Origin of the sequence: Pseudomonas sp. LTGT-11-2Z (assembly GCF_003691445.1) — a bacterium.
Lineage (GTDB): Bacteria > Pseudomonadota > Gammaproteobacteria > Pseudomonadales > Pseudomonadaceae > Aquipseudomonas > Aquipseudomonas monteilii.
This window is the reverse complement of record NZ_CP033104.1, coordinates 3,575,912-3,601,578: the sequence shown is the minus strand read 5'-3', so window position 1 is coordinate 3,601,578 and position 25,667 is coordinate 3,575,912. Positions and strand designations below refer to the sequence as shown.

Here is a 25,667-nt window from a genome sequence, read left to right as displayed (position 1 = left end):
TGTTATAGGCCCATTACATGCCAGTGGTGGTGTGTTGTGAATGCGACGATCAGACAGCAAAGGCAGTACTAAAGTAGTAGGCACTGCTCAGGAAGATGGGGCCATAAAGCAGCCCCAGGCAGGAGGCTTCAGCGCGGCTTGCGCAGCGCGGCATGCTGAGGGTTGAAAGTGAGTATCGCCAGCAGGGTGAACAGCACGGTCAAGCCAAGGCATACAGCCAGTGCCAGCAGGTTCAACCGCTCATACAGGGCGAACCGCACCAGCTCCACGGCATGGGTGAACGGGTTCACCGCACACAGCCAGTACAGCCACTGGCTGGCCTCGCGCATTTTCCACAGCGGGTACAAGGCCGACGACAGGAAAAACAGCGGGAAAATCACGAAGTTCATCACCCCGGCAAAGTTCTCCAGCTGGCGGATCGCGTTCGACAGCAGCAGCCCCAGGGCACTGAGCATCAACGCTACCAGCAGCATTGCCGGCAGCGCCAGCAGCAGGCCCGCCGCTGGCGGCTGTACGCCGTACAGCCAGGCGATGGCGAGGAAGGCATACACCTGCAGCAGGGAAATCAACGCGGTCGCCAACAGCTTGCTGCCCAGCAGGAACGGCCGTGGCAACGGGCTGGTCAGCAGCACGCGCATGCTGCCCATCTCCCGGTCATACACCATCGACAGCGAGCCCTGCATGCCATTGAACAGCAAGATCATGCAGGCCAGGCCCGGGATGATGTACACCTCATAGGGAATGTAGGTGTCGTAGGGCTCGATGATGGCAATGCCCAGGGCCGCACGAAACCCGGCGGCGAACACCAGCAACCACAGCAGCGGACGCACCAGCGCACTGAGCAGGCGCGTGCGCTGCATCACGAAGCGTAGCCATTCGCGCAGCATGATGCCGTTGAAACATTGCCAGTAAGCGTTCATTGGGCATTGGCTCCTGAGGGCGCGCTGGTCAGCCGGGCAAAGGCATTGTCGAGGTCGCCACCGTGCTCCAGGCTCAGGGCGTCGGCGGTACCGCGTGCTACCAGGCGGCCTTGATGCAGAATCAGCAGGTCATCGCTGGGCTGGACCTCGTCCAGCAGGTGGGTGGTCCACAGCACGCTGAGCTGCTGCTCGCGGCACAGCCGCCGCACGTGCTGGTTGAGGGCCAGGCGGCTGGCCGGGTCGAGGCCGACACTGGCTTCGTCAAGCAGTAGCAGGCGTGGTTCGTGCAGCAGGGCGCGTGCAATCTCCACCCGGCGCCGATGGCCGATATTCAGCGCACGAACACGCTCATGCCGACGTTCGCCCAGGCCTTGACGGGCCAGTTCGGCGTCGACCCGTTGGCTGCCCTGGCGCCGCGACAGGCCATGCAGCGCCGCGTGGTAGCGCAGGTTCTGTTCAACGGTCAGGTCCAGGTCGAGGGTGCTTTGCTGAAACACCACGCCCATCTGGCGCAAAGCCGGGCGTGCGGCGTTGCGCAGCGAGCAGCCGCCTACGCGGATGTCGCCGTGCTGCAGGTCGTACAGGCGTGTAAGCAGGGCGATAAGTGTCGATTTGCCGGCCCCGTTGGGGCCCAGCAATGCGGCGAATCGCCCTGGCGCCAGGCTGAACCCGACCTGTTTGAGTGCCGCGCGCTGGCCGTAGGCAAAGCTTACGTCGCTGACGTCGAGGGCGTTCATGGTGTGACCACCACACCCCAGGGGTAGCGCCCGACCTTCACCGACTTGAGCACTTTGAGGTTTTTCGCATCGATGACCGAAACATCGCCGCTGACGCCGTTGGTGGCCAGCAACTGGCTCTGGTCCGGGGTGAACGCCAGCTGCCAGACACGCCGCCCGACCAGCAGGTAGTCGAGCACCTCGTAGGTGTTGGCATCGATCACCGCCACATGGTTGGCCGGGCCCAGGGCGACGAAGGCGTACTTGCCATCGGCGCTGAGCTTGATGCCCACCGGCTGGACCTTGTCCGGGTGTACGCCCTTGATCTGGAAGTTAAGGGTTTTGAGTACCTGGCGCGTGGCCACGTCGAGAATGGTCACCGTGCCGCCGATTTCCGCCGATGCCCACAGCCGCGAGCCGTCCTTGTTGAACTCGACGAAGCGTGGCCGCTGATCGACCAGGGTGCTGTCGGCCAGGGTCTGGGTGCTGGTGTCGATCCAGTGCAGCATGTTGGTGGTTTCGCTGGTGTTGACTGCCCATTTGCCGTCAGGGCTGACCGCCATGCCTTCGGGTTCGATGCCAACGTCGATCTGCCCCAGCACCTTGTCGGTGACGGTGTCGATCACTGTCACCAGCGCGTCGTCCTCGTTGGACACGTACAGCCAGCGGTCGTTGGGGTGCAAGGCGAACTGCTCGGGGTCCTTGCCGGAGGGCAGCTCCTTGATGATCGTGCGGGTGGCCACGTCCATCACCTGCACCCGGTCCGAATCGCTGGCGCAGATGTACAGCAGTTTGTTGTCGTGGGACAGCAGCAGGCCGCGCGGGCGCTGGCCGACCGGCAAGGTGTCGGTGACTTCAAGCGTTTGCATGTCGATCAGGCTGAGGCTGTTGTCTTTCTCGTTGGAGACCCAGGCAGTGGCAGCCATGGTGTGCCCGCTGGCCAGTGCCAAGGCGGCCGATAGCAGGCTGGGGCAAAGCAGGGCCCTGTGAAAGAGGCGGCGCATGGCGAATTCCTTATTGTTGTGGTGATCGGGTCAGGGGTAGCTGCAGGTCACTTCGGGCCTGTCGTAGCCCAGGCTGTCCATTTCGTTGAAGGGGTGCAGGAAACCTTCCTGCGGTGAGGTGCTGACCAGGGCGCGCGGCTGTACCAGCGGTATTGGCTGGCGCAGTTCGCCGTTCCACGGGCGGTAGCTGAGCTTGCGGCCCTTGAACCCGTCCAGCGGCCACTGTTCGCTGAGCAGCAGTTGCTGCAACGCACGTGCTTCGGTCTGGCGCAGTTTGCTGACTGCACTGGCGACGCTGCGCACGGCCATCCAGGCGGCGAAATCGCGGTCGTTCATCCAGCGCCCGGCCTGGGCTTCGAAGCGTTTTTGCAGCTGCGCGGCGCCGAAGGTTTCCACGGTCTTGTGCCAGCCGGTGGGGGTCAGCCCCTGGGTGCCTGCCACCGGGCGCGGGTACCAGGTCTGGTAGGGCAGGTACTCGCCGAAGTCGCCGCGTTCGTCCGCCACAAGCACCACGTCGTATTCGGCGGTTTGCGTGAACAGCGGCATGTCGGCCTGGGCGCTGCGGCGCTGGTCGTTGTCGAAGGTCCAGGCTTTTTCTGCAACCAGCTGCATACCAAAGCGCTTCATCGCCCTGCGCAGGGCGGCGGCGTACGCCTGGTCGTCTTCGGTCTGGCCGACCACCAACAGTGCCCGCTGCCATTTGCGCAATACCATGAACTGCACCAGGGCGTCGGCCAGCATGGCCCGGCTCGGCAGGCTGTGCAGCACATTGCCCAGGCACTGGCTGCTGCGCAAGCTGTCGTCGGGGCTGCCGGCGTTGAACAGCAGGCTGTCGGGCAGGGCGGCAGACAAGGCGCGCAGGCTGGCGGCCGGGGCATTCACCACGAACAGCCGCAGGCCTTGGTCGTGCTGGGCCTTGGCCGCCTGCAGCAAGGCTTCGGGGCTGTCTGCCGTGGCCTTGGCCAGCTGGAATTGCTGCTTCAGGAAGCGCCCCGTGCTGTTGCTGTCGACAATCGCCAGCTCCGCGCCTTGCAGCCCGGCATCGGCAGGCTCGGGGATGATGTTGGACAACAAAGGGCCTGGGTCGGGGCGATAGCTCAGGTAGCCGATGCGTACCTGCAAGGGTTCTTCGGCGGGTACCAGCGGTGCGCACAGCGCTGCGGCCAGGGCCAGCAGGCAGGTCAGGGCAAGAGGGGCAGGCTGGCGCATAACTTACTCCACGGCAGATGGCGCCAGCATAGGAAGCCCACCGGGAGGGGGAAATATGCAGAAAGTAGCGCCCGGCCGGTACCAAGGTAGTAATTCGGCGTAGGTGCTGCGGCTTTACGATGGGAAACACGATGGGCTACAACGCCCAAGGAGAATCGCCTGTGCGCCCTGTCAACCTGTCGGCCCTGTGGCGGATCAACCTCTGGGTCACGTGCTGCTTCGCACTGGTGACGCTGGCCTGTGCCGGCGTGCTGTTGCACCAGGCGGTGGCTGATGTCGAGCGTGAGTTGCAGTCTGCCGAAGCCGTGGTGGCTTACCTCGGCGACACCGCCGAACGTGACCCGGCAAGCCTGCAACCACGGCTGACCCAAAGCCTGCGCCATGTGCGGGTACACTGGCTGGCGGCGGGGGAAGCACCGCAGCTACCGCCGCAGAGCGGCCTGGATGCCTGGCTGGGCCGCCAGCTGTTGGGTGAGCGGCACAGTAGCAGCAGGCTGCTGGACCTGAATGGCGGGGCCCGGGTGCTGATCGCTGTAGATGCGCGGGATGAGATCGACGAAGTCTGGGATGCCTTGCAGCAACTGCTCGGCTTGTTCGGCCTGGCGTTGCTATTGAGCCTGTTGACCATCCGCTGGGCGGTACGGCGGGGCATGGGTTTGCTGGATGAGCTGCTGCAAGCCTTGCGTCAGGTCTCGGGCGGGCAGTTGACGGCCCGCCTGCGCGAGGCCGGCCTGCCGGAGGCCCGTCAGCTGGCGGAACACTTCAACCGCATGGCCGCCACCCTGGAGCAGACTCAGGCCGACAATACGCAACTGACGCAGGCCCTGCTGGCGGTGCAGGAGCAGGAACGCACCCACCTGGCGCAGACGCTGCACGACGACCTTGGCCAATACCTGGCAGGTATCCGTGCCCAGGTGTGCCTGTTGCGCATGGTGGCCGACCAGCCGACCGTGGTGGAGCAGACGGCGCAAGCCCTGGCACTCAATTGCGAGCGCCTGCAACAGGGGTTTCGTGCGTTGGTGCGCGACCTGTATCCGGTGGCGTTGCAGCACATGCCGCTGGCCGAAGCCTTCGACCTGCTGGTCAACCAGTGGCAGGCCAGCCAGGGCATCGATTGCCGCCTGCGGGTTGGCGAACACCTGCCAACGCTGCCCGGGGCGAGCCGCACGCACCTGTACCGGTTGCTGCAAGAGGCGCTGACCAATGTCGCCCGGCATGCCGGTGCCAGCCAGGTACGGGTACGCCTGCAACGCAGTACCAAGGGTCTGCGCCTGCTGATTCGCGACAATGGCTGCGGAGCCCGTCAGCCGCAACGGCCCGGCGTAGGCTTGCATTCGATGGCCGAACGCGCCCGTAGCCTGGGGGGCGAACTGCGCATTTTCAGCCGCCCCGGGGTTGGCTGGGCACTGGCTCTGAACATTCCCTTGGAGGTGTGATGAATATTGTATTGGTCGATGACCATGCCGTGGTCCGCCAGGGCTATGCCAGCCTGCTGCGGGCGGTGTTGCCCACGATGGAAGTACGAGAGGCTGCCAGTGGCGAAGAGGCCTTGGCCCGGGTTCAGGAGCAAGTGCCTAATCTGGTGATCATGGATTTTGGCCTGCCTGGCATTAGCGGCCTTGAAACCACCCGCCGCCTGCGCCAGCGCCTGCCCCAGTTGCGGGTGCTGTTTTTCAGCATGCATGATGAGCTGCCGCTGGTGCGCCAGGCGCTTGAAGCCGGGGCCTTGGGTTACCTGACCAAAAACTCGGCGCCCGAGGTGTTGATCGAGGCGGTGCAGCGGGTGTTGGCCGGGCATGCCTACATCGAGCAGCCTTTGGCTACCCAGTTGGCTTGCACTTCACCACAAAACGCCAATGACCCGCGTTTGCAGCGCATGACCCAGCGTGAGTTGGAGATTTTCACGATGTTGGCCAAAGGCACTCCGGCGCGGGTGATTGCCGAGCAGTTGTGTATCAGCGCCAAGACCGTGTCCAATCATTTGACCTTGCTCAAGAGCAAGTTGCAGGTCAGCTCGCATGCCGAGCTGGTGCATCTGGGGATTGACCTGGGGGTGGTGCGGGTGGCGGGGTGATTCGACGTGCGGGATGCGGCGCCTGTGAGATCGAGCGCCGCCCGCGCGGCGCTGGATCTCACAGGCGCTGAAGATGCCACGGCGAACCCTTCGCTCATTTATCCCAGGTCTCAGGGCACCCCTTGCACCCCTCCATGTTGGCCTCCTGAAAATTCCCGTAATGCTGCCGCGCCCCGCGCAAATCGGCGCGTTCCAGGTTGCTCTGGCCAAATTTGGCTTCTTGCAGATTAGCGTCCCCCAGGTTGGCCTCTTGCAGGTCCGTCTTGCTCAGCCAGGCCATTTCCAGGTCTGCGGCCTGCAGGTTGGCCTGATGCATCTTTGCCCCTGACAGTCGGGCGAACTGCAAGTAGGCCGCGCCGAGGTCGGCTTTCTTGAACTGCGCGCCTTGGGCGAACATGCCCCAGCCCTGGATGGCGACCAACTTGCTATTGCTCAGGTCAGCCAGGCGCAGGTTGCTTTGCTGCAGGCTGGCGCGGGTCAGGTTGGCGCCTTGCAGGCGGGCCTTTTCCAGATTGGCCAGGTCCAGCCGGGCATGGCGCAGGTCGGCCTCACGCAAGTCGGCGCCGGCCAGGTTCATCTTGCGCAGGTCCTGGTTGGCCAGGTTGGCGCCGCGAAGGTTGGCCCCCGGGCACTGGCTGGCTTCGGCAATCACGCAACCGTTGACGGTCAGGGGGGCATCGTTGCCATCGTCGTCGGCACTAACCGCCATGGCGGGTGACAGTACCAACAGCAAGGCAAATGGCAGGTAGTTCATGGTGAAAGGCTCCTGGCGGAAGATGAGCAAAAGCGGGGAGGGGGTTGGCCCGCTCCCCGCTGGCGATCAACGCTGCGCGGTCTTGTTGTCCCAGCTCGGGATCTTGAACACCCAGAACGAACCACCCTGGGCCACCGGCTTGGTCAGCTCAGCCATATCTCCGCCCCACAACGGCACGGCGCCGCCGTAGCCCACGGTCACGCCGATGTACTGTTCGCCGTCCTGCTCCCAGGTGATGGGCGGCGAAACGATGCCGCTGCCGGTCTGGAACTTCCACAGCTCTTTGCCCGTCTTGGCGTCAAAGGCCTTGAAGAAGCCGTCACCGGTGCCGGTGAACACCAGGTTGCCCTTGGTGGCCAGTACGCCGGCCCATAGCGGCAGGTGCTCCTTGTGTTCCCACACCAGCTTGCCGGTGGTCGGGTCCATCGCCCGCAGGGTGCCGACATGGTCGTCGTACATGCGCTTGATGCGGAAGCCCATGCCCAGGTACGCCGAGCCTTTCTTGTAGTTCACTTCCTCAGTCCAGTACTCCTCCTTCCACTGGTTGCCGGGGATGTAGAACAGGCCGGTGTCCTGGCTGTAGGCCATGGGGTTCCAGTTCTTGCCACCGAGGAACGGCGGTGACACTTCCACCGGTTTTCCCTTGGTTTCACCCGGCAGCGGCTTGGCCGGGCGCTGGCCAGGGTTTTCTACCGGGCGACCGGTTTTCAGGTCGATGTGGCTGGCCCAGGTGATGTTGTCCACGAACGGGAAGGCATTCTGCAGCTTGCCGTTGTTGCGGTCGACCACGTAGAAGAAGCCGTTGCGGTCGGCGTGGGCGGTGGCCTTGACCACCTTGCCGTCCTTGTCCTTGTAGTCGAACAGCACCAGCTCGTTGTTGCCAGAGAAGTCCCAGGCATCGTTCGGCGTGTGCTGGTAGAACCACTTCACCTCGCCGGTGCTCGGGTCGACGCCGACCTGGCCCGAGGTATAGAGGCTGTCGTAGTCGTGGGGGTTGCCATCCTTGGAGGTGCGTGCCCAAGTGTTCCAGGGGCCGGGGTTACCAGCGCCGACGATGATGGTGTTGGTCTCGGCATCGAAGCTTGCACTTTGCCAAGGGGCGCCGCCGCCGTGGCTCCAGGCTTCGACCTTGCCGGTTTCGGTGGTTGGGTCATCTGGCCAGGACGGCGCCTTGACATCGCCGGTCGGGGTACTGTCCTTGCCGTTCAGGCGGCCTATATGGCCTTCGACGAAGGGCCGCATCCACACTTCTTCACCCGTTTCCGGGTCGCGGGCGAACAGCTGGCCAACCACGCCGAACTCATCGCCGGAGCTGCCATGGATCAGCAGCACCTTGCCGCTGGTCTTGTCCTTGATCAGCACCGGGGCGCCGGTCATGGTGTAGCCGGCGCTGTGGTCGCCGAACTTCTTGTTCCACACCACCTTGCCGGTGTGCTTGTCCAGGGCGATGACCCGCGCGTCCAGGGTGCCGAAGTAGATCTTGTCGCCGTAGATCGCCGCCCCGCGGTTGACCACGTCGCAGCACGGGCGAATGTTGTCGGGCAGGCGGTGGTTGTAGGTCCACAGGCGTTTGCCGGTCTTGGCATCCAGGGCGAATACCCGCGAGTAAGAGCCGGTGACGTAGACCACGCCGTCACTGACGATGGCCTGGGATTCCTGGCCGCGCTGCTTCTCGTCACCGAAGGAATAGGACCAGGCCGGGGTGAGCTTGAATACGTTCTTGTCGTTGACCTGGGCCAACGGGCTCCAGCGTTGGGCGTTGGTGCCCATGCCGTATTGCAGCACGTCCTTGGTGGTCAGGTGGTCGTTGGCGATGTCTTCCCAGGTCACGTTCTTGCCGGCAGGCGCTGCCGGGGCGGTGGCCGCGAGGGCCGCGTTGCTCAGGGCCAGGCTACCGGCCAGCAGCAGAGCCCGTACGCTGAGGGCCAGAGGGGAAAGGGCGGGTAGCGATCTTATTGTCATGGTTGCAGTTCCCTGTGGAGTTTTGGCCTGCACAGGGTGCGGCGAGGCAGCCGTGGCCGGATACGGAAAATATCCCGCCCTTGCCGGGAATAGTTCCCGAGCGGCACCTCAATTAGCCCTTCACCACAAGCCCTACTACCAAGGGAGTAAGGCCCGGCCACCAAAGCAGCATTCGGCCGCCTGCGGGCTGTTTTTAAGATGGCGGCACGGCCTCTGTGGTTGAGGCTTTGCGTGCAATGGTGAGGGCATAACAATGACAACAAAACGCAATGTGTTGCTGGCTACGGGGCTGCTGGCTGCGGCTGTGCTGAGCGGTACGGCCTGGGCTCATGGCAACGTGGTGCCCCAGGCGGTAGAGACCAAGGGCCTGACCCCGATCAAGGACGCTGGCGTAAGCCTGGATGGCGACGGCTGGGCGGCGGTCAACCCGTACCGTACTTCGCCGGAGCACGACAAGGCCGTGGAAATCGGTGCCTCTGCCTACAACCAGAACTGCGCCGCCTGCCATGGCCTTGAAGCCAAATCCGGGGGGATTGCGCCCGACCTGCGCATGCTCGATGCGGGTGAGGCGGGCGATGAGTGGTTCGTCGAGCGGGTACGCCATGGCGCGGTTCGCGACGGCCGCGTGTATATGCCGAAAATGGCCGACTACCTGAGCCAGGAAGCCTTGTGGGCGGTACGTACCTATCTGGACAGTGTGCACGTCGAGGAGTGACGGCTATGCGTCTGTGGGCGGTGCTGTTGAGTGGCCTACTGCTGTGTTGCGCAGCGGCCCAGGCGCAGGTGCGCAACTATGACGCGATCATCGCTGCCGGCGAGTTGAAGGTGGCGGTGTACAAGGATTTTGCCCCCTACAGTTTCGAGGACCACGGCAAGCCCCGCGGTGTCGATGTGGAGCTGGCGCAGGCTCTGGCCACGGCCATGGGGGTGCGCCTGCATCTTATCTGGGCGCCGCCCGGGGAAAAGCTCGACGATGACCTGCGCGACTATATCTGGCGCGGCAGCCCGCTGCGCCACCAGCAGTTGGCCGACCTGATGATGCGGGTGCCTTATGACCACGACTATGCGCAGAAACGCAACGAGGTGGGCGAGCTGGAAAACGGCCAGGTGGTGATGTTCGGCCCGTATCAGGCAGAGCGCTGGCAAGTCGCGTACGACCGCCGTCGACTGGCCTCGGTGGCCAGTGTGGCAGTGTTCCAGCAGCACCCCATCGGGGTCGAAGTGGACAGCGTGCCGTCGTTCTACCTGACGTCGGTATTCAACGGCATGCTCAGTGCCAAAACCCATCATTACCCCGGTGTGCAACAGGCGTTCGCCGCGATGCAGGCCGGGCAGGTGGACGCGGTGATGGCCATGCGCGGCGAGGTTGACTGGCAACTGCACCAGGCTGCCGACGCGCAACTGGCCCTGGCGGAAAACGCCTACCCCAACCTGGGCAAGCAGGCCTGGGAGATTGGCATGGCGGTGCATGAAAGCAACCGCCAGTTGGCCTATGCCGTGGAAGAAGGCCTCGAAGCGATGATCCGTGATGGCCGGCTCAAGGCCATATATGCCGCTTACGGCCTGCGTTACGAGGTCCCGGAGATGTATCAATAGGAGCAGGCCATGAACTGGCGAGCGACTTTTTTGCTGGCCTGTTGGATGCCTTGTGCAGCCCTGGCGGCCACGCAAGGTACCCAGACAGACCCGGTACCCTCGGTAATGTGGGACTTCTACCACAAGCAGCTACTGGGCCAGGCCGCATTCGTCTTCGACGACCGGGTCAAGCTGCTGGCGCCGCCGTTTGCCGAGGACGCGCGCCAGGTGCCGCTGGAGATCGATGCCCGGGCGTTTTCTGGCGATGTGGTACGTATCATCGCCTGGGCGGAGCTGAACCCCTTGCCGCGTATTGTCGATTTCCAGCCCGGCGAGCGCGTGCTGCCCTGGTTGTCGATCCGCATCCGCATCGAACAGGCCACACCACTGCGCGCTGCGGTGCAGACGCGCGACGGCCTGTGGCATGTCGGCTCGACCCTGATCGATGCGGCGGGTGGTGGCTGCACCGCACCCAGTGTGGTGCGCACGCAACCTGGCTGGGAGGAGCACCTCGGCGAAGTGCTGGGCGGGCGCTACCCGCGTGGCGACAGCAGCCGCTTGCGCCTGCAGGTGGCTCACCCGATGGACAATGGCCTGGTTAGCGGCATTCCCGAATTCTTCCTCAACCAGGCTGAGTTGCAAGATGCGAACGGCCAGCGCCTGGCCCACCTCGAGCTGTACCCGGCCGTTAGCGAAAACCCCAACCTCGGGTTCGACATCCAGGGCCCCGGGCCGACCCGGCTGGTGCTGCAGGACAACAGTGGCAACCAGTTCGAGGCGGCGGTGCCCTGACCCTGTTGCCCGACTTCACCTGTGAACAGAGGCGCCTGTATGCGTTGGATACCCTTGTTGCTGCTGTGCCTGGGCCTGCCGACCTGGGCTGACCTTGACTATCGGCTTTCACCTCGGCAAATAGCCGCAGATACCTGGCTGCTGGAAGGCAGCACCGACAATTTCGCCAGGAGCAACGGCGGCAATATCGTCAATACCGCGTTCATCGTCACCGACAGCGGTGTGGTGGTGATCGACAGCGGCCCCTCGAAACGCTACGGCGAAGCGCTGCGTCAGGCCATCGCCGCCACCACCGACAAGCCGGTGCTGGAGGTGCTGCTGACCCATCATCACCCCGATCATGTGCTGGGCAACCAGGCCTTCACCGATGTGCCTATCGGGGCCTTGGCGGGTACCGGTGATTTGTTGCGCCAGCAGGGCGATGCCATGGCCGAGAACATGTACCGCCTGGTCGGCGACTGGATGCGCGGCACCGAAGTCGTGCTGCCAACCCGTGTACTGGAGGCGGGTATCCACGAGGTCGGCGGGCACCGGTTGCGTTTGCTGGCCCTGGGCGGGCATACCGGTGCCGACCTGGCGATTCTGGATGAAAAGACCGGCGTGCTATTCGCCGGCGACCTGGTGTTCTACGAACGTGCCCTGACCACGCCCAACAGCCCGGGGCTGGAGGTGTGGCTGAAGGACCTGGACACCCTGCAAGCGCTGCCCTGGAAGCAGCTGGTAGCCGGGCATGGTCCGGTTGCCAGCGATGCCCGGCCCTTTGTGCAGATGCGCGACTACCTGGGCTGGCTGGATGGGTTGATGCGTGACGGCGCGGCGCGTGGCGATGACATGGCCGAGATGATTCGCAGCCCGATACCCGAGCGGTTTGCCGGTATCAGCCTGACGCGGTACGAGTTGATTCGTAGCGTCAGCCACCTGTATCCGCGTTATGAGCGTCAACAGCTGCGGCGCGTCGATCGGGACAGCGGGGATTTTTAGGGCTTGCCACGACATTTTTTGCGCGTGTGAGATCGAGCGCCGCCCGCGCGGCGCTCGATGCGCGCGTCCACACAAATCCCAAGCCTATACCAAGGAACTAGAAATCTCCGCACTGCGGGCAATTGTTGGCAACCGGGTCGGGACCAAGAATTCCCGGCACACCGGGAAATTTTCCCGGATACAACAAAAAAACCAAAGGTAGCCGTCATGACCCGATCCCCGCGTCGCCCCTTGTTCGCCGTGAGCCTGGTGTTCAGCGCCATGCTGCTTGCTGGCGTGGCCCACGCCGCTGTCAGCAACGAAGAAATCCTTCAGGACCCGAAGAACCCGCAGCAGATCGTGACCAATGGCCTAGGCGTGCAGGGCCAGCGCTACAGCCCGCTGGACCTGCTGAACGCCAACAACGTCAAGGAACTGCGGCCAGTCTGGGCGTTTTCCTTTGGTGGTGAGAAGCAGCGCGGCCAGCAGGCCCAGCCGCTGATCAAGGACGGGGTGATGTACCTGACCGGCTCCTACTCGCGGGTGTTCGCCGTGGACGCCCGCACTGGCAAGAAACTGTGGCAATACGATGCGCGCCTGCCGGATGACATTCGCCCGTGCTGCGACGTGATCAACCGGGGCGTGGCACTGTACGGCGACCTGGTGTTCTTCGGCACGCTGGACGCCAAGCTGGTGGCCTTGAACAAGGACACCGGCAAGGTGGTGTGGAGCAAGAAGGTGGCCGACCACAAGGAAGGCTATTCCATCAGTGCCGCGCCCATGATCGTCAACGGCAAGTTGATCACTGGCGTGGCCGGTGGCGAGTTTGGCGTTGTGGGCAAGATCCAGGCCTACAACCCGGAGAACGGCGAGCTGCTGTGGATGCGCCCTACCGTGGAAGGGCACATGGGCTACGTGTACAAAGACGGCAAGGCCATCGAAAACGGTATCTCCGGCGGCGAGGCGGGCAAGACCTGGCCAGGCGACCTGTGGAAGACCGGCGGCGCTGCGCCCTGGCTGGGCGGTTACTACGACCCGGAAACCAACCTCATCCTGTTCGGCACCGGCAACCCGGCGCCATGGAACTCGCACCTACGCCCTGGCGACAACCTGTATTCCTCGTCGCGCCTGGCGCTGAACCCGGACGACGGCACCATCAAGTGGCACTTCCAGAGCACGCCGCATGACGGCTGGGACTTCGACGGCGTCAACGAGCTGATCTCGTTCAACTACAAGGACGGCGGCAAAGAGATCAAGGCCGCCGCCACCGCCGACCGCAACGGCTTCTTCTACGTGCTGGACCGCACCAACGGCAAATTCATCCGTGGCTTCCCCTTCGTCGACAAGATCACCTGGGCCACCGGCCTGGACAAGGACGGGCGTCCTATCTACAACGAAGCCAGCCGCCCAGGCGCACCGGGTAGCGAGGCCAAGGGCAGCTCGGTGTTCGTCGCGCCGGCCTTCCTCGGTGCCAAGAACTGGATGCCGATGGCCTACAACAAGGACACCGGGTTGTTCTACGTGCCGTCCAACGAGTGGGGCATGGACATCTGGAACGAAGGCATTGCCTACAAGAAGGGCGCGGCGTTCCTCGGTGCTGGCTTCACCATCAAGCCGCTCAATGAAGACTACATCGGCGTGCTGCGTGCCATCGACCCGATCAGCGGCAAGGAGGTGTGGCGCCACAAGAACTACGCGCCGCTGTGGGGCGGGGTGCTGACCACCAAGGGCAACCTGGTGTTTACCGGTACGCCAGAAGGCTTCCTGCAGGCCTTCAACGCCAAGACCGGTGACAAGGTCTGGGAATTCCAGACCGGCTCCGGCGTGCTCGGCTCGCCCGTGACCTGGGAAATGGACGGCGAGCAATATGTGTCAGTGGTTTCCGGGTGGGGCGGCGCCGTACCGCTGTGGGGCGGCGAAGTGGCCAAGCGGGTCAAGGACTTCAACCAGGGCGGCATGCTCTGGACCTTCAAGCTGCCCAAGCAGTTGCAGCAAACCGCCAGCGCCAAGCCGTAACGCTGCGGCCCTGCCGCCTACTACCAAATGAGGAGAGCCCCGCTGCCAACGATGCATTCGCCTGGCACGCGGGGCTTTTTACCATCGCTGCATCGCCTGTCGCTGGACAGGCATCGACCCACAGAGGCTCAGCATGATCTACGCACAACCCGGAACTCCAGGCGCCGTCGTGTCCTTCAAGCCACGCTATGGCAACTTCATCAATGGCGCGTTCGTGCCGCCATTGGCTGGCCAGTACTTCACCAACAGCTCGCCGGTCAATGGCCAGCCGATCGCCGAATTCCCGCGTTCCACCGCCCAGGACATCGATCGGGCGCTGGACGCTGCGCATGCCGCCGCCGAAGCCTGGGGCAAGACCTCGGTGCAGGACCGCGCTCTGGTGCTGCTGAAGATTGCCGACCGTATCGAGCAGAACCTGGAGGTGCTGGCCGTTACCGAAAGCTGGGACAACGGCAAGGCCGTGCGCGAAACGCTCAATGCCGACGTGCCGCTGGCGGCCGACCACTTCCGCTATTTCGCCGGCTGCATTCGTGCCCAGGAAGGCGGCGCAGCCGAGATCAACGAAGGCACCGTGGCCTATCACTTTCACGAGCCGCTGGGTGTGGTCGGGCAGATCATCCCGTGGAACTTCCCGCTGCTGATGGCGGCCTGGAAGCTCGCCCCGGCCCTGGCTGCCGGCAACTGTGTAGTGCTGAAGCCGGCTGAACAGACGCCGCTTTCGATCACCATTTTTGCCGAGCTGATTGCCGACCTGCTGCCCGCCGGCGTGCTGAACATCGTCCAGGGCTTTGGCCGTGAGGCTGGCGAGGCGTTGGCCACCAGCAAGCGCATTGCCAAGATTGCCTTCACCGGCTCTACCCCGGTGGGCTCGCACATCATGAAATGCGCCGCCGAGAACATCATCCCGTCTACTGTCGAACTGGGCGGCAAGTCGCCGAACATCTTCTTCGAAGACATCATGCAGGCGGAGCCCGCGTTCATCGAAAAGGCCGCCGAAGGCCTGGTACTGGCGTTCTTCAACCAGGGCGAAGTGTGCACCTGCCCGTCGCGGGCGCTGATCCAGGAGTCGATCTACGAGCCGTTCATGGCCGAGGTGATGAAGAAAATTGCCAAGATCACCCGGGGCAACCCGCTGGACACCGAGACCATGGTGGGCGCCCAGGCCTCGGAACAGCAATACGACAAGATCCTCTCTTATCTGGATATCGCCCGGGAAGAGGGTGCCCAGCTGCTCACCGGTGGTGCTGCCGAGCGGCTGCAAGGCGACCTGGCCACGGGTTACTACATCCAGCCGACCCTGCTCAGGGGCACCAATGCGATGCGCGTGTTCCAGGAGGAAATCTTCGGGCCAGTGGTGGGCGTGACCACCTTCAAGGACGAAGCCGAAGCGCTGGCGATCGCCAACGACACCGAGTTTGGCCTGGGTGCCGGCCTGTGGACCCGCGATATCAACCGTGCTTATCGCATGGGCCGTGGGATCAAGGCTGGCCGCGTGTGGACCAACTGCTATCACCTGTACCCGGCGCATGCGGCGTTTGGCGGGTACAAGAAGTCGGGGGTGGGGCGTGAGACCCACAAGATGATGCTTGACCACTATCAGCAGACCAAGAACTTGCTGGTGAGCTACGACATCAATCCGTTGGGCTTCTTCTAAACCGCGTCGCGTTCTTCGCGGGTAAACCCGCTCCCACAGGGATTGCACAATTTTCAAGACTTGTGCGGTACCTGGGGGAGCGGGTTTACCCGCGAATAGGTCGGCACAGGTGTCTTCTCCCTCCTACCAACGCACCCTGCAACTTCCTTCCAAAGTAGCATTCGGCTCAGTCCGTCCCCGTGCATTAATGCCTCTACCGGAATCCCCCGGCATAAGAAGAGGATTGCCCATGTGGAATAAACCCGCCTTTACCGACCTGCGCATCGGCTTTGAAGTGACGATGTATTTCGCCAATCGCTGATGTGCCGCCCGGCCATCGCCACGGTGGCCGGTCCCCCCTGATTACCTGTGGTGGAGCCAGTGCCACGCTTTGGTCTGGTTGCTTTCGCTGCGGGATGCTTTACGCTGGCAGTTACCTTCCAGAACAATAAGAACAGGCTTCACGATGAGCCAGAGTTTCAGCCCGCTTCGCAAGTTTGTATCGCCTGAAATCATCTTCGGTGCCGGTTGCCGGCATAACGTTGCCAATTACGCCAAAACCTTCGGCGCCCGCAAGGTGCTGGTGGTCAGCGACCCCGGCGTGATTGCCGCCGGCTGGGTGGCGGATGTGGAAGCCAGCCTGCAGGCGCAGGGCATCGACTACTGCCTGTACACGGCTGTATCGCCCAACCCACGGGTGGAAGAGGTGATGCTCGGCGCCGAGATCTACCGGCAAAACCACTGCGACGTGATCGTCGCCGTGGGTGGCGGCAGCCCGATGGATTGCGGCAAGGCCATCGGCATCGTGGTTGCCCATGGGCGCAGCATCCTCGAATTCGAAGGTGTGGACATGATCCGCGTGCCAAGCCCGCCGCTGATCCTGATCCCCACCACCGCCGGCACTTCGGCGGACGTGTCGCAGTTCGTGATCATTTCCAACCAGCAGGAACGCATGAAGTTCTCCATCGTCAGCAAGGCGGTGGTGCCGGATGTATCGCTGATCGACCCGCAAACCACCCTGAGCATGGACCCGTTCCTGTCGGCCTGTACCGGTATCGATGCGCTGGTGCATGCCATCGAAGCCTTCGTGTCCACCGGCCATGGCCCGCTGACCGACCCCCACGCGCTGGAAGCCATGCGCCTGATCAATGGCAACCTGGTGGAAATGATCGCCAACCCCACCGATATCGCCCTGCGCGAGAAGATCATGCTGGGCAGCATGCAGGCGGGGCTTGCGTTTTCCAACGCGATCCTGGGTGCAGTGCATGCCATGTCGCACAGCCTTGGCGGGTTCCTGGACCTGCCCCATGGCTTGTGCAACGCCGTGCTGGTGGAGCACGTGGTAGCGTTCAACTACAGCTCGGCGCCGGAGCGCTTCAAGGTGATTGCCGAGGTGTTCGGCATTGATTGCCGTGGCCTCAACCACCGGCAGATTTGCGGGCGCCTGGTAGACCACCTGATCGCCCTGAAGCACGCCATCGGCTTCCACGAAACCCTGGGCCTGCACGGCGTGCGCACGTCTGATATTCCGTTCCTGTCGCAGCATGCGATGGATGACCCGTGCATTCTCACCAACCCCCGCGCGTCGAGCCAGCGTGATGTCGAGGTGGTCTATGGCGAGGCCCTCTGACGAGCAGCAGCGGGCGTTGGCCGGGTTGCTGGGTCTCGGCGACCACTCCGCGCGCAAAAGCCACTATCCGGAGCTTTCTGCCCGCCTGGACGAACTGGAGGCCGAACGCAACCGCTATAAATGGCTGTTCGAAAACGCCGTGCACGGCATTTTCCAGGCCAGCCTGCAAGACGGCATGCGTGCCGCCAACCCGGCGTTGGCGCGCATGCTTGGCTACGACGACCCGCAAGCGGTGTTGTTTTCCCTGACTGACCTGGCCGCTCACCTGTTTGACGGCGGTGCCGAAGAATTGCAGGCGATTACCGCGATCCTCGCCCGTGACCGCAGCCTGCACGGCTACGAAACCCGCTTGCGGCGCAAGGACGGCAGCCACCTCGATGTGCTGATGAACCTGCTGCTCAAGCCCGGGCAGGAAGGGCTGGTGGAAGGTTTTGTCGCCGACATCACCGAACGCAAGCAGGCCCAGCAGCGTTTGCAACAGCTCAACGACGAACTGGAGCAACGGGTTGCTGCGCGTACCGATGAATTGCTGGAGGCCCGGGATGCCGCAGAGGCCGCCAACCGCAGCAAGGACAAATACCTCGCCGCCGCCAGCCATGATTTGCTGCAACCGCTGAACGCCGCCCGCCTGCTGATCTCCACCTTGCGCGAGCGGCCATTGCCAGAGGCGGAGCATGTGCTGGTGGAGCGTACGCACCAGGCCCTGGAAGGCGCCGAAGACCTGCTGACCGACCTGCTGGATATTTCCCGGCTCGACCAGGCTGCGGTCAAACCGGACGTGGCCGTGTACCGTCTCGACGAAGTTTTCGCGCCGCTGGTCTCGGAGTTCTGCACAGTGGCTGACGCGGCAGGCCTGAAGCTGCACGCGCGCATCGCTGACCATGCCATCAGCACCGACCTGCGGTTGCTGACGCGCATTTTGCGCAACTTCCTCAGCAACGCCTGCCGCTACACCGACGAAGGCCGGATTCTGCTTGGGGCCAGGCGCCGTGGCGAGCATCTGCGGCTTGAGGTGTGGGACACCGGCCGGGGCATTGCGGCGGATCGGCTGGATGCCATTTTCCTCGAATTCAACCAATTGGACGTCGGCCGCGCTGCGGATCGCAAAGGGGTGGGGCTGGGGCTGGCTATCGTTGAACGGATTGCCAAGATTCTGGGTTACCGGATCGAGGTGCGTTCATGGCCGGGGCGCGGCTCGATGTTCAGTATCGAGGTACCGATTGGCAAAGAAGTGCCACTGGCCGTTCACCAGGCTGTGCCGCTGCCAAGTGCCGGCAACCCGCTGCCGGGCCGTCGCTTGCTGGTGCTGGACAACGAAGTGAGCATCCTCGAGAGCATGGGCGCGTTGCTGGGGCAGTGGGGCTGTGAAGTGGTCACTGCAACCGATCAGGAGGCAGCTTTGCTGGCGTTGAAGGGGCGGGCTCCGGAATTGATCCTGGCCGATTACCACCTCGACCATGGTGTGGTGGGCTGCGAGGTGGTCAAGCACTTGCGTGAGCATTTTGCGGTTGCGATACCGGCGGTGATCATTACCGCAGACCGCAGCGACCAGTGTCGTCGGGGCTTGCAGAAATTGGGTGCACCGCTGCTGAACAAACCGGTCAAGCCCGGGAAGCTGCGGGCGGTTTTGAGCCAGTTGTTGGCGTAATTCATCTTCGCCCGTTAACGACGCGCAGCGAACTAGAGAATCAGGGCTCGCCATGAAGTTTGGATCCAGTTGTGAGTAAAAACTTCCTCTTCGGTCAACATTGTAGAATGTTAGTCTACTAACTAACGTGACTTTAAATACCGCTGGTCGGTAGTTGTGTTCAGGCAGTGAACGTTTTTGCTGTTGACGGCTCCTATTTGCCAGCAGGTGTATTTCTCATGAACTGCACCTCGCGCCCCTCTCAGGAAGTCATACACCAACCTCATGCGCATCACGGGATGCACATGGGGATTTTTATTACCTCTGATCATGGAGTAACGCCTATGCCCGACCGAGGCTTAACGGTTGAGCTGCTGTGTATCTAAGTATCAATCCGCTGTTTCAATTAACGATATGAATTGGGTCTTGCCGTAGCGGCCACGCTGTTCGCACGCCTGTAGCAAGGCCATCTAGCGCTAATGCATTACGTGGAGAAGACGTCGTGGAGATTAATACAATTATTAGCCTGTTCGGGCAGAAAGAATCCATGGAGCTGGTGCGGTTGTCGGTTATTTATGTTCACTTGCTGGCCTGCTGTGTCGCCATTGGGCTGGTGTTTGCCAGTGATGCAGAGATGGTCAGGGACTTGCTCAAAGGTCATAAACAGGCCGGGCATGACGGTCAACATATGGCGCGTTTGCAAACGTCTGTGTCCAATGCCTTGATATTCTTGTGGCTCACAGGCGCTGCTGTTATTGGTATTGATTATCTTGAGAAGGGCATGAGCTATTTTGCCAATCCTAAACTTCATGCCAAGATTATTATTGTCCTGTTGTTGACGTTCAATGGCATGTTGTTGCATCGCTATGTATTGCCGGCCTTGCTCAAGGCAGGTTCTTTGCTCGACCTGAATATCGGCGTGCGCATGTTCGCGTTGTTTTCCGGCGCACTGTCGGGCGTGTCCTGGTTGTATGCGGCGATGTTGGGTGTCGGTCGGCCGCTGGCGTGGAAATATTCGCTGACCGAGTTGCTGTTGGCCTACCCGGTCATGATCCTGCTGGGCTTTGCCTTGATGGCCGCCCTCACCCAGTGGGCGCGAAAACGCAGCCAGGCCAAAGAGACGCAAGCGCCTGTGTGGCCGCTGGCGGGTATACCTTGCTGATCGTCTGAGCAACGCCGCGAACCGCAAGCCCGGTTCGCGGCGTTTTGCTACAAGATCGATAGCGGATAACTCACGATTACCCGGTGTTCATCGAACTCATTGCTGCTGAAGTCCCGGCGCAAGGTAGAGCTTCGCCATCTGACTGTCAGGTCTCGCAAACTGCCGCTCTGGACGGTGTAGGCCAGCTCGGTCTCCCGACCCCACTCCTTTCCATCGCGCACACTACCGACTTGCACGTTGTCACCGCTGATGTAACGCGTCATGAACTGCAATCCTGGCAGCCCGTCGACCGCGAAGTTATGGTCGTAGCGCAACTGCCAGGAGCGCTCATGGGCGTTGTCATAGCTGGAGTTGTAGCTGTCGTTGGCCAGGCTGGTGCCGGCAGTGCCGTTGACCCGCATCCAGCCGGTATCGCCGCTGACCCGTTGCAGCCCCACGTAGAAAGTATGGCCGCCGGTACGGGCCGAGAGCAGCAGCGACGTGGTGCGGTTATCCATTTCGCCTGCCAGTGAGCGGCCACTGTCGTTGCCCACGAAGTACCCGAGGTTGGCACCCAGGGTCCAGTTGCCCACGGCCTGGCTGTGGATCAGGTTGTAGTACTGCTGGCGGTAGATGTCTTGCAGGTCCGACTGCCAGATGGCGAGCTGGGTGGCCTTGTCGTTGAACAGGTACTCGGCGCCGAGGATGTCCAGGCGGTCCGCCGTGGCGGCAGGCCGACCAGACATGAACAGGTCTTCCATGCTGGCGTCGTTGCGTGGGCTGTTGCCGCGAAAACGTGCGCCGTAAAGGGTGAGGTTGTCGATCTCGCGTGAGGTGAGCTGGGCGCCCTGGAAGGTCTGCGGCAGCGAGCGGCCGTCGTCCGAGCGCAGCACCGGCAGCATCGGCGACCACTCGCCAACCTTCAACTCGGTGGCCGAAACACGCGCCTTGAGCGCCACGCCCAGGCGGCCGAAGTCATCCGCCGGGTGGCCGTCATCGTGCACCGGCAGCAACTGGGTGCCGGCAGTGCCGCGCCCGCCGTCGAGCTTGACCGAGTACAGCCCCAGTACATCCACACCGAAGCCGACCACGCCCTGGGTAAAGCCCGAACGGGCGTCGAGGATAAAGCTCTGCGTCCATTCTTCGGCCTTGCCTTGCGGATAGGCCGGGTCGACGAAATTGCGGTTGATGTAGAAGTTGCGCAAGGTCAGGCCGACCTTGGCGTCGTCGCTGAAGCCTTCGGCCTGGGCGCTGGCGGCGCCAAGCAACAGGCAAGCGCAAGCCGCCGTCATGCGGCAAGGGGGGCAAAGGATATTCATTGTTGTTGTTCCTTTCTTGCAGGCGAGTGAAGCCACGCAACCGCAGGGGTTGCGTGGCAGAGTGAGGAGGGTCAGTTCAAGCGAACAGGGCGACGATGGCCGGCACGCTGAGCACGGCGGTGTAGTAGCCCATGAATTGCACGCCGATGTTGAAGCCGATGAAGCGGTACAGGAAACCGCCCAGCAGGCCTACCGTGAGGATGACCAGCAGGCCCAGCAGGCCGCCTTCCCACAGGCCGATTACCAGGATCAGGCCGACGAAGGTGGCGATCACCGCCTCGTGGCTGATGCGCCGGGACACGAACGAAGCAGCACGGTGGGCGAAGTTCATCGAGAAGGGGTAGGCGATCAGGATGGCGATCACGACCGCCAGCATGCCGTAGGCAAGAAACTCGCTGGCACTTAGCAGGTTGTGCAGGTTGTTCACCTGGCCGCTGGCACTGTCGACGGTGAAGCGTGGCGGGGCGTTGAACAGCGGAGCGGCCGGCCCGGCAGCTACCGGGCTGAGCGGCAGGCCAAAGGCGATCAGCGGGATCAGCGCCTCGGCAATGTAGGTGGACTCGGTAACACCGTTGCGCACGCTGATGACCGAGGTCAGGCGGTGATAGGCGTGTTTGATGCGTGAACCTACCACTTCACCGAGAATCACCGTCATGGCCACCGGGCTGAACACGAAGGTGGCACTGGACACCGTGGCGGTGGCCAAGGTCCAGCCGGCCTGGCGGCGGTCCAGCACCTTCAGCGGGTTGGGGAACCAGCCGCCCCAGCCCTTGACGTCGGGTGACAGCGCAAAGGTGCGCGGTTCGCTGCGTTTCATCCGCGCCCGCTCTGCCGGGGCGAGCATGGCGAACAGGGCGGCGATCAGTGGGCCGATGGCAATGCCCAAGAAGTAGCTGACGCTGAGCTTGACGCCGTGCTGGCCGGTCAGGGTCTGCAAGGCGATGATCACCAGCACGAAGGGCAGCAGCGCCAGCACCGAGGCCCAGCGGCCAGCCGAGAAATAGGCAATGGTGGTGGCGGCGGCGAGGAACACCCAGGGCGCTGCCCGTTTGATCGCATCACCAAAAGGTGCCAGCAGCACGGCGAACAGCACTGCCAGCGGCACTGCCACCAGGGCAGCGATGACCGCACCGGAGATCATCTTGCGCAGGGCGATATGCGGTACGCCCAGGTTGCGCAGGAAGTTGGCTTCGCGCATCAGGGGTGTGGCCATGGTGTCGCCGGGGATGCCGAGCAACGCCGTGGGGACGGCGTGGGTCATGTGCTTGGCCACCGCACCGGCGAGGAAGAAGGTGAACACCCCGGCAGCGGGCACGCCCAACAGCACGACCAGCAAGGTCAGGGGGGCGAGGGTGGTGGTTTCGTCGCTGCCGGAGATCAGGCCGATGGCGGCAAACACCACGGCGCCAATCACGCCCATCAGCACGGCTATCAGAACCTGGTCGAACAGGGCGTCCATCAGGCGGTACCTCGCTTCAGGGTTGCGGTGCTTGTGCAGGCCACGGCTGCGCTTGCGGGTTCGGCTTCATCGAACAGGCGCTCCAGGCCCAGCTCACGCAACTCGTTGCGCACCTCCTGCGGCAGGTCACCGAGCTGGCCGATGCCGCCGTATTCGCTGCGCAGCTCTTCGATTACTTGCTGGCGCCAGGCCGGGTCGGCTACATGCTCGACCACATGGCGCTTGGGCTTGAACAGGCAGGCGCTGACCCCGCCACCCAGCAGCGAGCCGAGAATGCCCAGCAGCATGGCGTAGGCCCGAGCCATCTGGCTGGACTCGACCCAGCCGGTCAACAGGTGCTCGGCCAGGAAAAAGGTACCCAGGCTGCAAGCGGCGCCGATGGCGATGGCGGCGAGCAGGTGGCGACTGTCCACGGTGTCGCCCCACACTTCATAGAGGTTGTCGTCAGCCATGGTCCACCTCCGGGGGGAGGGGGTGCAGGCGGCATTCAAAGGTCATTGGCATTCTCCTGCCCTTGCGGGCTTGTTGTTTTTGTTCGGGAGCCACAGGCGCTATCAGTGTTCGCGGGCGCTCCTTGCTGCCAGGGCAAGGCCGGCACGGGAGCGGTTGGCGGTGCCCAGCTGCGCGCTGATGCGCACACCAACCTGTGCCACCGCCTCCAGGTCGACACCGGTGCTGTAGCCCAGGCCGTGCAGCAGGTACAACAGATCTTCCGTGGCCACGTTACCGCTGGCACCCGGCGAGTAGGGGCAGCCGCCGAGGCCCGCGACCGAGCTGTCGAAGGTGCGTACACCCTGCGCGAGTGCGGCATGCACATTGGCGATGGCCATGCCCCAGGTATCGTGGAAGTGGCCGGCCAGTGCCGCGACCGGCAGTTGCCGTGCGCAGAGCTCGAACAATTGAGCCGTTTCATCCGGGCGGCCGGCGCCAATGGTGTCACCCAGGCTGATTTCGTAGCAGCCCAGTTCGTACAGGCGGCGTGCGACCTTGGCCACAGCCTCCGGCGCAACGGCCCCACTGAACGGGCAACCGAGCACGCAGGATACATAACCGCGCACCCGGATAGAGGCTTCGTTGGCGGCGCGCAACACCGGGGTGAAGCGCTCGAAGCTTTCATCGATGGAGCAATTGATGTTGTTGCGCGAAAACGCCTCGGAGGCGGCGGCGAACACCGCTACCTCGCGGCAGCCAGCCCGTTGCGCGGCCTCGAAGCCTTGCCGGTTGGGCACCAGGGCCGTGTAACTGACCCCGTCGTTGCTGGGCAACTGGCGCAACACCTCGTCGCTGCCGGCCATCTGCGGCACCCAGCGCGGCGACACGAAGGCGCCGGCTTCGATATGCCGCAGGCCGGTGCCAGCCAGTTCGCCGATCAAGCCCACACGGGCGGCCACCGACAGCGGCTGGCGTTCGTTCTGCAGGCCGTCACGGGGGCCGACTTCAAAGACCTTTACCGCTTGCATCGGGACCACGCTCATTGGCCGCGCTTTTGTTTCAGCAGTGCTACGGCGCGGTCGGCGCGCACGTCGTGGTATTCCACCAACTGCCGGGCAACCCAGTCCACCTCATCGCCTCGGGCGCCCGCCACCACGGCAATATTGCGCGCATGCAGGGCCATGTGGCCGCGCTGGATGCCTTCGGTGGCCAGGGCGCGCATGGCCCCGAGGTTTTGCGCCAGGCCTACGGCCACGGCAATCTCAGCGAGCGCCTGGGCTGTTTTCACGCCGAGGATGCGCAGCGACAGTTGCGCCAGCGGATGGGTTTTGGTGGCGCCGCCGACCAGGCCTACGGGCATCGGCATTTCCAGGGTGCCGACCAAATGGCCGTTGTTGTCCTTTTCCCAGGTGGTCAGCGAGCCGTAGTGACCACTGCGGCAGGCATACGCATGGGCGCCGGCTTCCACTGCACGCCAGTCGTTGCCAGTGGCGACGATCAGTGGGTCGATGCCATTCATGATGCCCTTGTTGTGGGTGGCCGCGCGGTAAGGGTCGACCGCAGCGAAGGCGTAGGCGTCGAGGATGCCTTCGATCACTGCCTCGCCACTGAATTCGGCCGTTTCCAGTTGCTGCGGAGTAATCCGCACCTGGGCCCTGGCCAGGCGCAGGTCGGCCAGGTTGGACAGAATGCGCAGGCGTACCTGGCCCCCGGTGATGGCTTCCATCAGCGGCGCAACGGCCTCGGCCATGGTATTGACGGTGTTGGCGCCCATGGCATCGCGTACATCGACGATCAGGTGCGCCACCAGCATCGGGCCACGCGGGGTATCGGCGAAGGTGTGCACTTCGATGTCGCGGCAGCCGCCGCCGAGGCTGTTGAGCAACTGGTCCTTGCGGTTGGCCAGTTCAATGATTTCGTCTTTGCGGCGCAGCAGGCTCAGGCGTGCATTGAGCGGGTCCTGTATGCCGACGATCTGTACCTGGGCATGCATCAGCGGGGCGCTGCTGGAGGTGGTGAAGCCGCCGTTGGCACGGGCCAGCTTGGCCATGTACGAAGCAGCGGCGACGATCGAGGGCTCTTCCACCACCAGCGGCACCAGCACATCACGGCCATTGATCTGGAAGTTGCTGGCCACGGCATAGGGCAGCTCGAAGGTGCCGATGACGTTTTCGATCATGCCGTTGGCGATGTCCATCGGCAGGGCACCGGCGTTGGCCAGCAGGCTGACATCGTCGTGGCTCAGGCCGAGCAACTGGCCGATGTGGTCCAGGCGCGCGGCAGGGGACAGGTTACGGAAAGCGGGCAGGCGGGAATCGAGGCTCATGAGGGTACCGTTGGCGTCATTGTTGTTGGGCGGCGGCTTGAGCGCGTCGCCGGCGTGGTGCTAAATGTGCAGCCACTGTGCCCTTGATTGAAGGTACAGTTTTGCCCAACAGTACCCA

The 25,667-nt window shown here is 63.4% G+C and carries 23 protein-coding genes; 12 read left to right on the top strand and 11 right to left on the bottom strand.

Features of this window, described 5'->3' with window-relative positions; translation table 11 throughout:
* Nucleotides 1-128: 128 nt before the first annotated feature.
* The 4 genes from D8767_RS16755 to D8767_RS16740 are packed head-to-tail and all read right to left on the bottom strand — an operon-like array spanning nt 129 to nt 3,849.
* Complete coding sequence (locus tag D8767_RS16755) at nt 129-920, bottom strand: ABC transporter permease (protein WP_016714309.1); 792 nt, start codon at nt 918-920, stop codon at nt 129-131.
* Entirely contained in the window at nt 917-1,657 is a 741-nt protein-coding gene (locus D8767_RS16750) for an ABC transporter ATP-binding protein (RefSeq protein ID WP_016714308.1), read from the bottom strand. The genes D8767_RS16755 and D8767_RS16750 overlap by 4 nt, the downstream gene beginning before the upstream one ends.
* On the bottom strand, nt 1,654-2,640 hold the full coding sequence (locus D8767_RS16745) for a YVTN family beta-propeller repeat protein (protein ID WP_016714307.1): 987 nt from the start codon (nt 2,638-2,640) through the stop codon (nt 1,654-1,656). Before D8767_RS16745 ends, D8767_RS16750 begins: the two co-directional genes overlap by 4 nt.
* A gap of 30 nt (nt 2,641-2,670) precedes the next feature.
* On the bottom strand, nt 2,671-3,849 hold the full coding sequence (locus D8767_RS16740; protein WP_016714306.1) for an ABC transporter substrate-binding protein: 1,179 nt from the start codon (nt 3,847-3,849) through the stop codon (nt 2,671-2,673).
* 161 nt (nt 3,850-4,010) lie between these two features.
* Between D8767_RS16740 and D8767_RS16735 the strand changes: the two genes are divergently transcribed.
* A complete protein-coding gene (locus D8767_RS16735; RefSeq protein ID WP_016714305.1) occupies nt 4,011-5,285 on the top strand; it encodes a histidine kinase in 1,275 nt (424 codons plus the stop codon).
* A complete protein-coding gene (locus D8767_RS16730; RefSeq protein ID WP_016714304.1) occupies nt 5,285-5,923 on the top strand; it encodes a response regulator transcription factor in 639 nt (212 codons plus the stop codon). Before D8767_RS16735 ends, D8767_RS16730 begins: the two co-directional genes overlap by 1 nt.
* Nucleotides 5,924-6,017: 94 nt before the next feature.
* Here the strand turns inward: D8767_RS16730 and D8767_RS16725 are convergent, their stop codons facing one another.
* Both D8767_RS16725 and exaA read right to left on the bottom strand, forming a co-directional pair.
* Nucleotides 6,018-6,677, bottom strand: a complete 660-nt coding sequence (locus D8767_RS16725) for a pentapeptide repeat-containing protein (protein WP_016714303.1) — start codon at nt 6,675-6,677, stop codon at nt 6,018-6,020.
* 66 nt (nt 6,678-6,743) lie between these two features.
* Nucleotides 6,744-8,639, bottom strand: coding sequence for a quinoprotein ethanol dehydrogenase (gene exaA, locus D8767_RS16720; RefSeq protein WP_016714302.1), 1,896 nt, complete (start codon nt 8,637-8,639; stop codon nt 6,744-6,746).
* Between the two features lie 253 nt (nt 8,640-8,892).
* Between exaA and pedF the strand changes: the two genes are divergently transcribed.
* The 10 genes from pedF (at nt 8,893) to D8767_RS16670 (ending at nt 20,034) form a co-directional block, all read left to right on the top strand.
* Nucleotides 8,893-9,354, top strand: a complete 462-nt coding sequence (gene pedF / locus D8767_RS16715; RefSeq protein WP_016714301.1) for a cytochrome c-550 PedF — start codon at nt 8,893-8,895, stop codon at nt 9,352-9,354.
* A gap of 5 nt (nt 9,355-9,359) precedes the next feature.
* On the top strand, nt 9,360-10,235 hold the full coding sequence (locus D8767_RS16710; protein WP_016714300.1) for an ABC transporter substrate-binding protein: 876 nt from the start codon (nt 9,360-9,362) through the stop codon (nt 10,233-10,235).
* 9 nt (nt 10,236-10,244) lie between these two features.
* Complete coding sequence (locus D8767_RS16705) at nt 10,245-11,006, top strand: quinoprotein dehydrogenase-associated SoxYZ-like carrier (protein ID WP_016714299.1); 762 nt, start codon at nt 10,245-10,247, stop codon at nt 11,004-11,006.
* Between the two features lie 39 nt (nt 11,007-11,045).
* The gene (locus tag D8767_RS16700) at nt 11,046-11,987 is read left to right on the top strand and encodes a quinoprotein relay system zinc metallohydrolase 1 (protein WP_016714298.1); all 942 of its coding nucleotides are present in this window, start codon (nt 11,046-11,048) and stop codon (nt 11,985-11,987) included.
* Between the two features lie 207 nt (nt 11,988-12,194).
* Nucleotides 12,195-13,982, top strand: a complete 1,788-nt coding sequence (gene pedH, locus D8767_RS16695) for a PQQ-dependent alcohol dehydrogenase PedH (RefSeq protein WP_016714297.1) — start codon at nt 12,195-12,197, stop codon at nt 13,980-13,982.
* Between the two features lie 133 nt (nt 13,983-14,115).
* Nucleotides 14,116-15,636 carry an aldehyde dehydrogenase family protein gene (locus D8767_RS16690; RefSeq protein ID WP_016714296.1) on the top strand — a complete coding sequence of 507 codons (1,521 nt, stop codon included), beginning with the start codon at nt 14,116-14,118 and terminating at the stop codon, nt 15,634-15,636.
* Nucleotides 15,637-15,865: 229 nt separating this feature from the next.
* Nucleotides 15,866-15,937, top strand: a complete 72-nt coding sequence (gene pqqA, locus D8767_RS16685) for a pyrroloquinoline quinone precursor peptide PqqA (RefSeq protein WP_010455123.1) — start codon at nt 15,866-15,868, stop codon at nt 15,935-15,937.
* Nucleotides 15,938-16,081: 144 nt separating this feature from the next.
* A complete protein-coding gene (gene ercA, locus D8767_RS16680) occupies nt 16,082-17,245 on the top strand; it encodes an alcohol dehydrogenase-like regulatory protein ErcA (RefSeq protein WP_016714295.1) in 1,164 nt (387 codons plus the stop codon).
* Nucleotides 17,229-18,893, top strand: a complete 1,665-nt coding sequence (locus D8767_RS16675; protein ID WP_016714294.1) for a NahK/ErcS family hybrid sensor histidine kinase/response regulator — start codon at nt 17,229-17,231, stop codon at nt 18,891-18,893. Before ercA ends, D8767_RS16675 begins: the two co-directional genes overlap by 17 nt.
* Before the next feature lie 526 nt (nt 18,894-19,419).
* Nucleotides 19,420-20,034 (top strand): hypothetical protein, encoded by a 615-nt coding sequence (locus D8767_RS16670; RefSeq protein WP_016714293.1) that lies wholly within the window; start codon nt 19,420-19,422, stop codon nt 20,032-20,034.
* Between the two features lie 47 nt (nt 20,035-20,081).
* Here the strand turns inward: D8767_RS16670 and D8767_RS16665 are convergent, their stop codons facing one another.
* The 5 genes from D8767_RS16665 to D8767_RS16645 all read right to left on the bottom strand — a co-directional run bounded on the left by D8767_RS16665 (nt 20,082) and on the right by D8767_RS16645 (nt 25,549).
* A complete protein-coding gene (locus D8767_RS16665) occupies nt 20,082-21,305 on the bottom strand; it encodes an OprD family porin (protein WP_016714292.1) in 1,224 nt (407 codons plus the stop codon).
* 103 nt (nt 21,306-21,408) lie between these two features.
* Nucleotides 21,409-22,791 (bottom strand): tripartite tricarboxylate transporter permease, encoded by a 1,383-nt coding sequence (locus D8767_RS16660; RefSeq protein ID WP_028698710.1) that lies wholly within the window; start codon nt 22,789-22,791, stop codon nt 21,409-21,411.
* A complete protein-coding gene (locus tag D8767_RS16655) occupies nt 22,791-23,243 on the bottom strand; it encodes a hypothetical protein (protein WP_016714290.1) in 453 nt (150 codons plus the stop codon). Before D8767_RS16655 ends, D8767_RS16660 begins: the two co-directional genes overlap by 1 nt.
* A 102-nt stretch (nt 23,244-23,345) precedes the next feature.
* On the bottom strand, nt 23,346-24,266 hold the full coding sequence (locus D8767_RS16650) for a hydroxymethylglutaryl-CoA lyase (RefSeq protein ID WP_016714289.1): 921 nt from the start codon (nt 24,264-24,266) through the stop codon (nt 23,346-23,348).
* Nucleotides 24,263-25,549, bottom strand: a complete 1,287-nt coding sequence (locus D8767_RS16645) for a hydroxymethylglutaryl-CoA reductase, degradative (protein WP_016714288.1) — start codon at nt 25,547-25,549, stop codon at nt 24,263-24,265. The genes D8767_RS16650 and D8767_RS16645 overlap by 4 nt, the downstream gene beginning before the upstream one ends.
* Between the last annotated feature and the right edge of the window lie 118 nt (nt 25,550-25,667).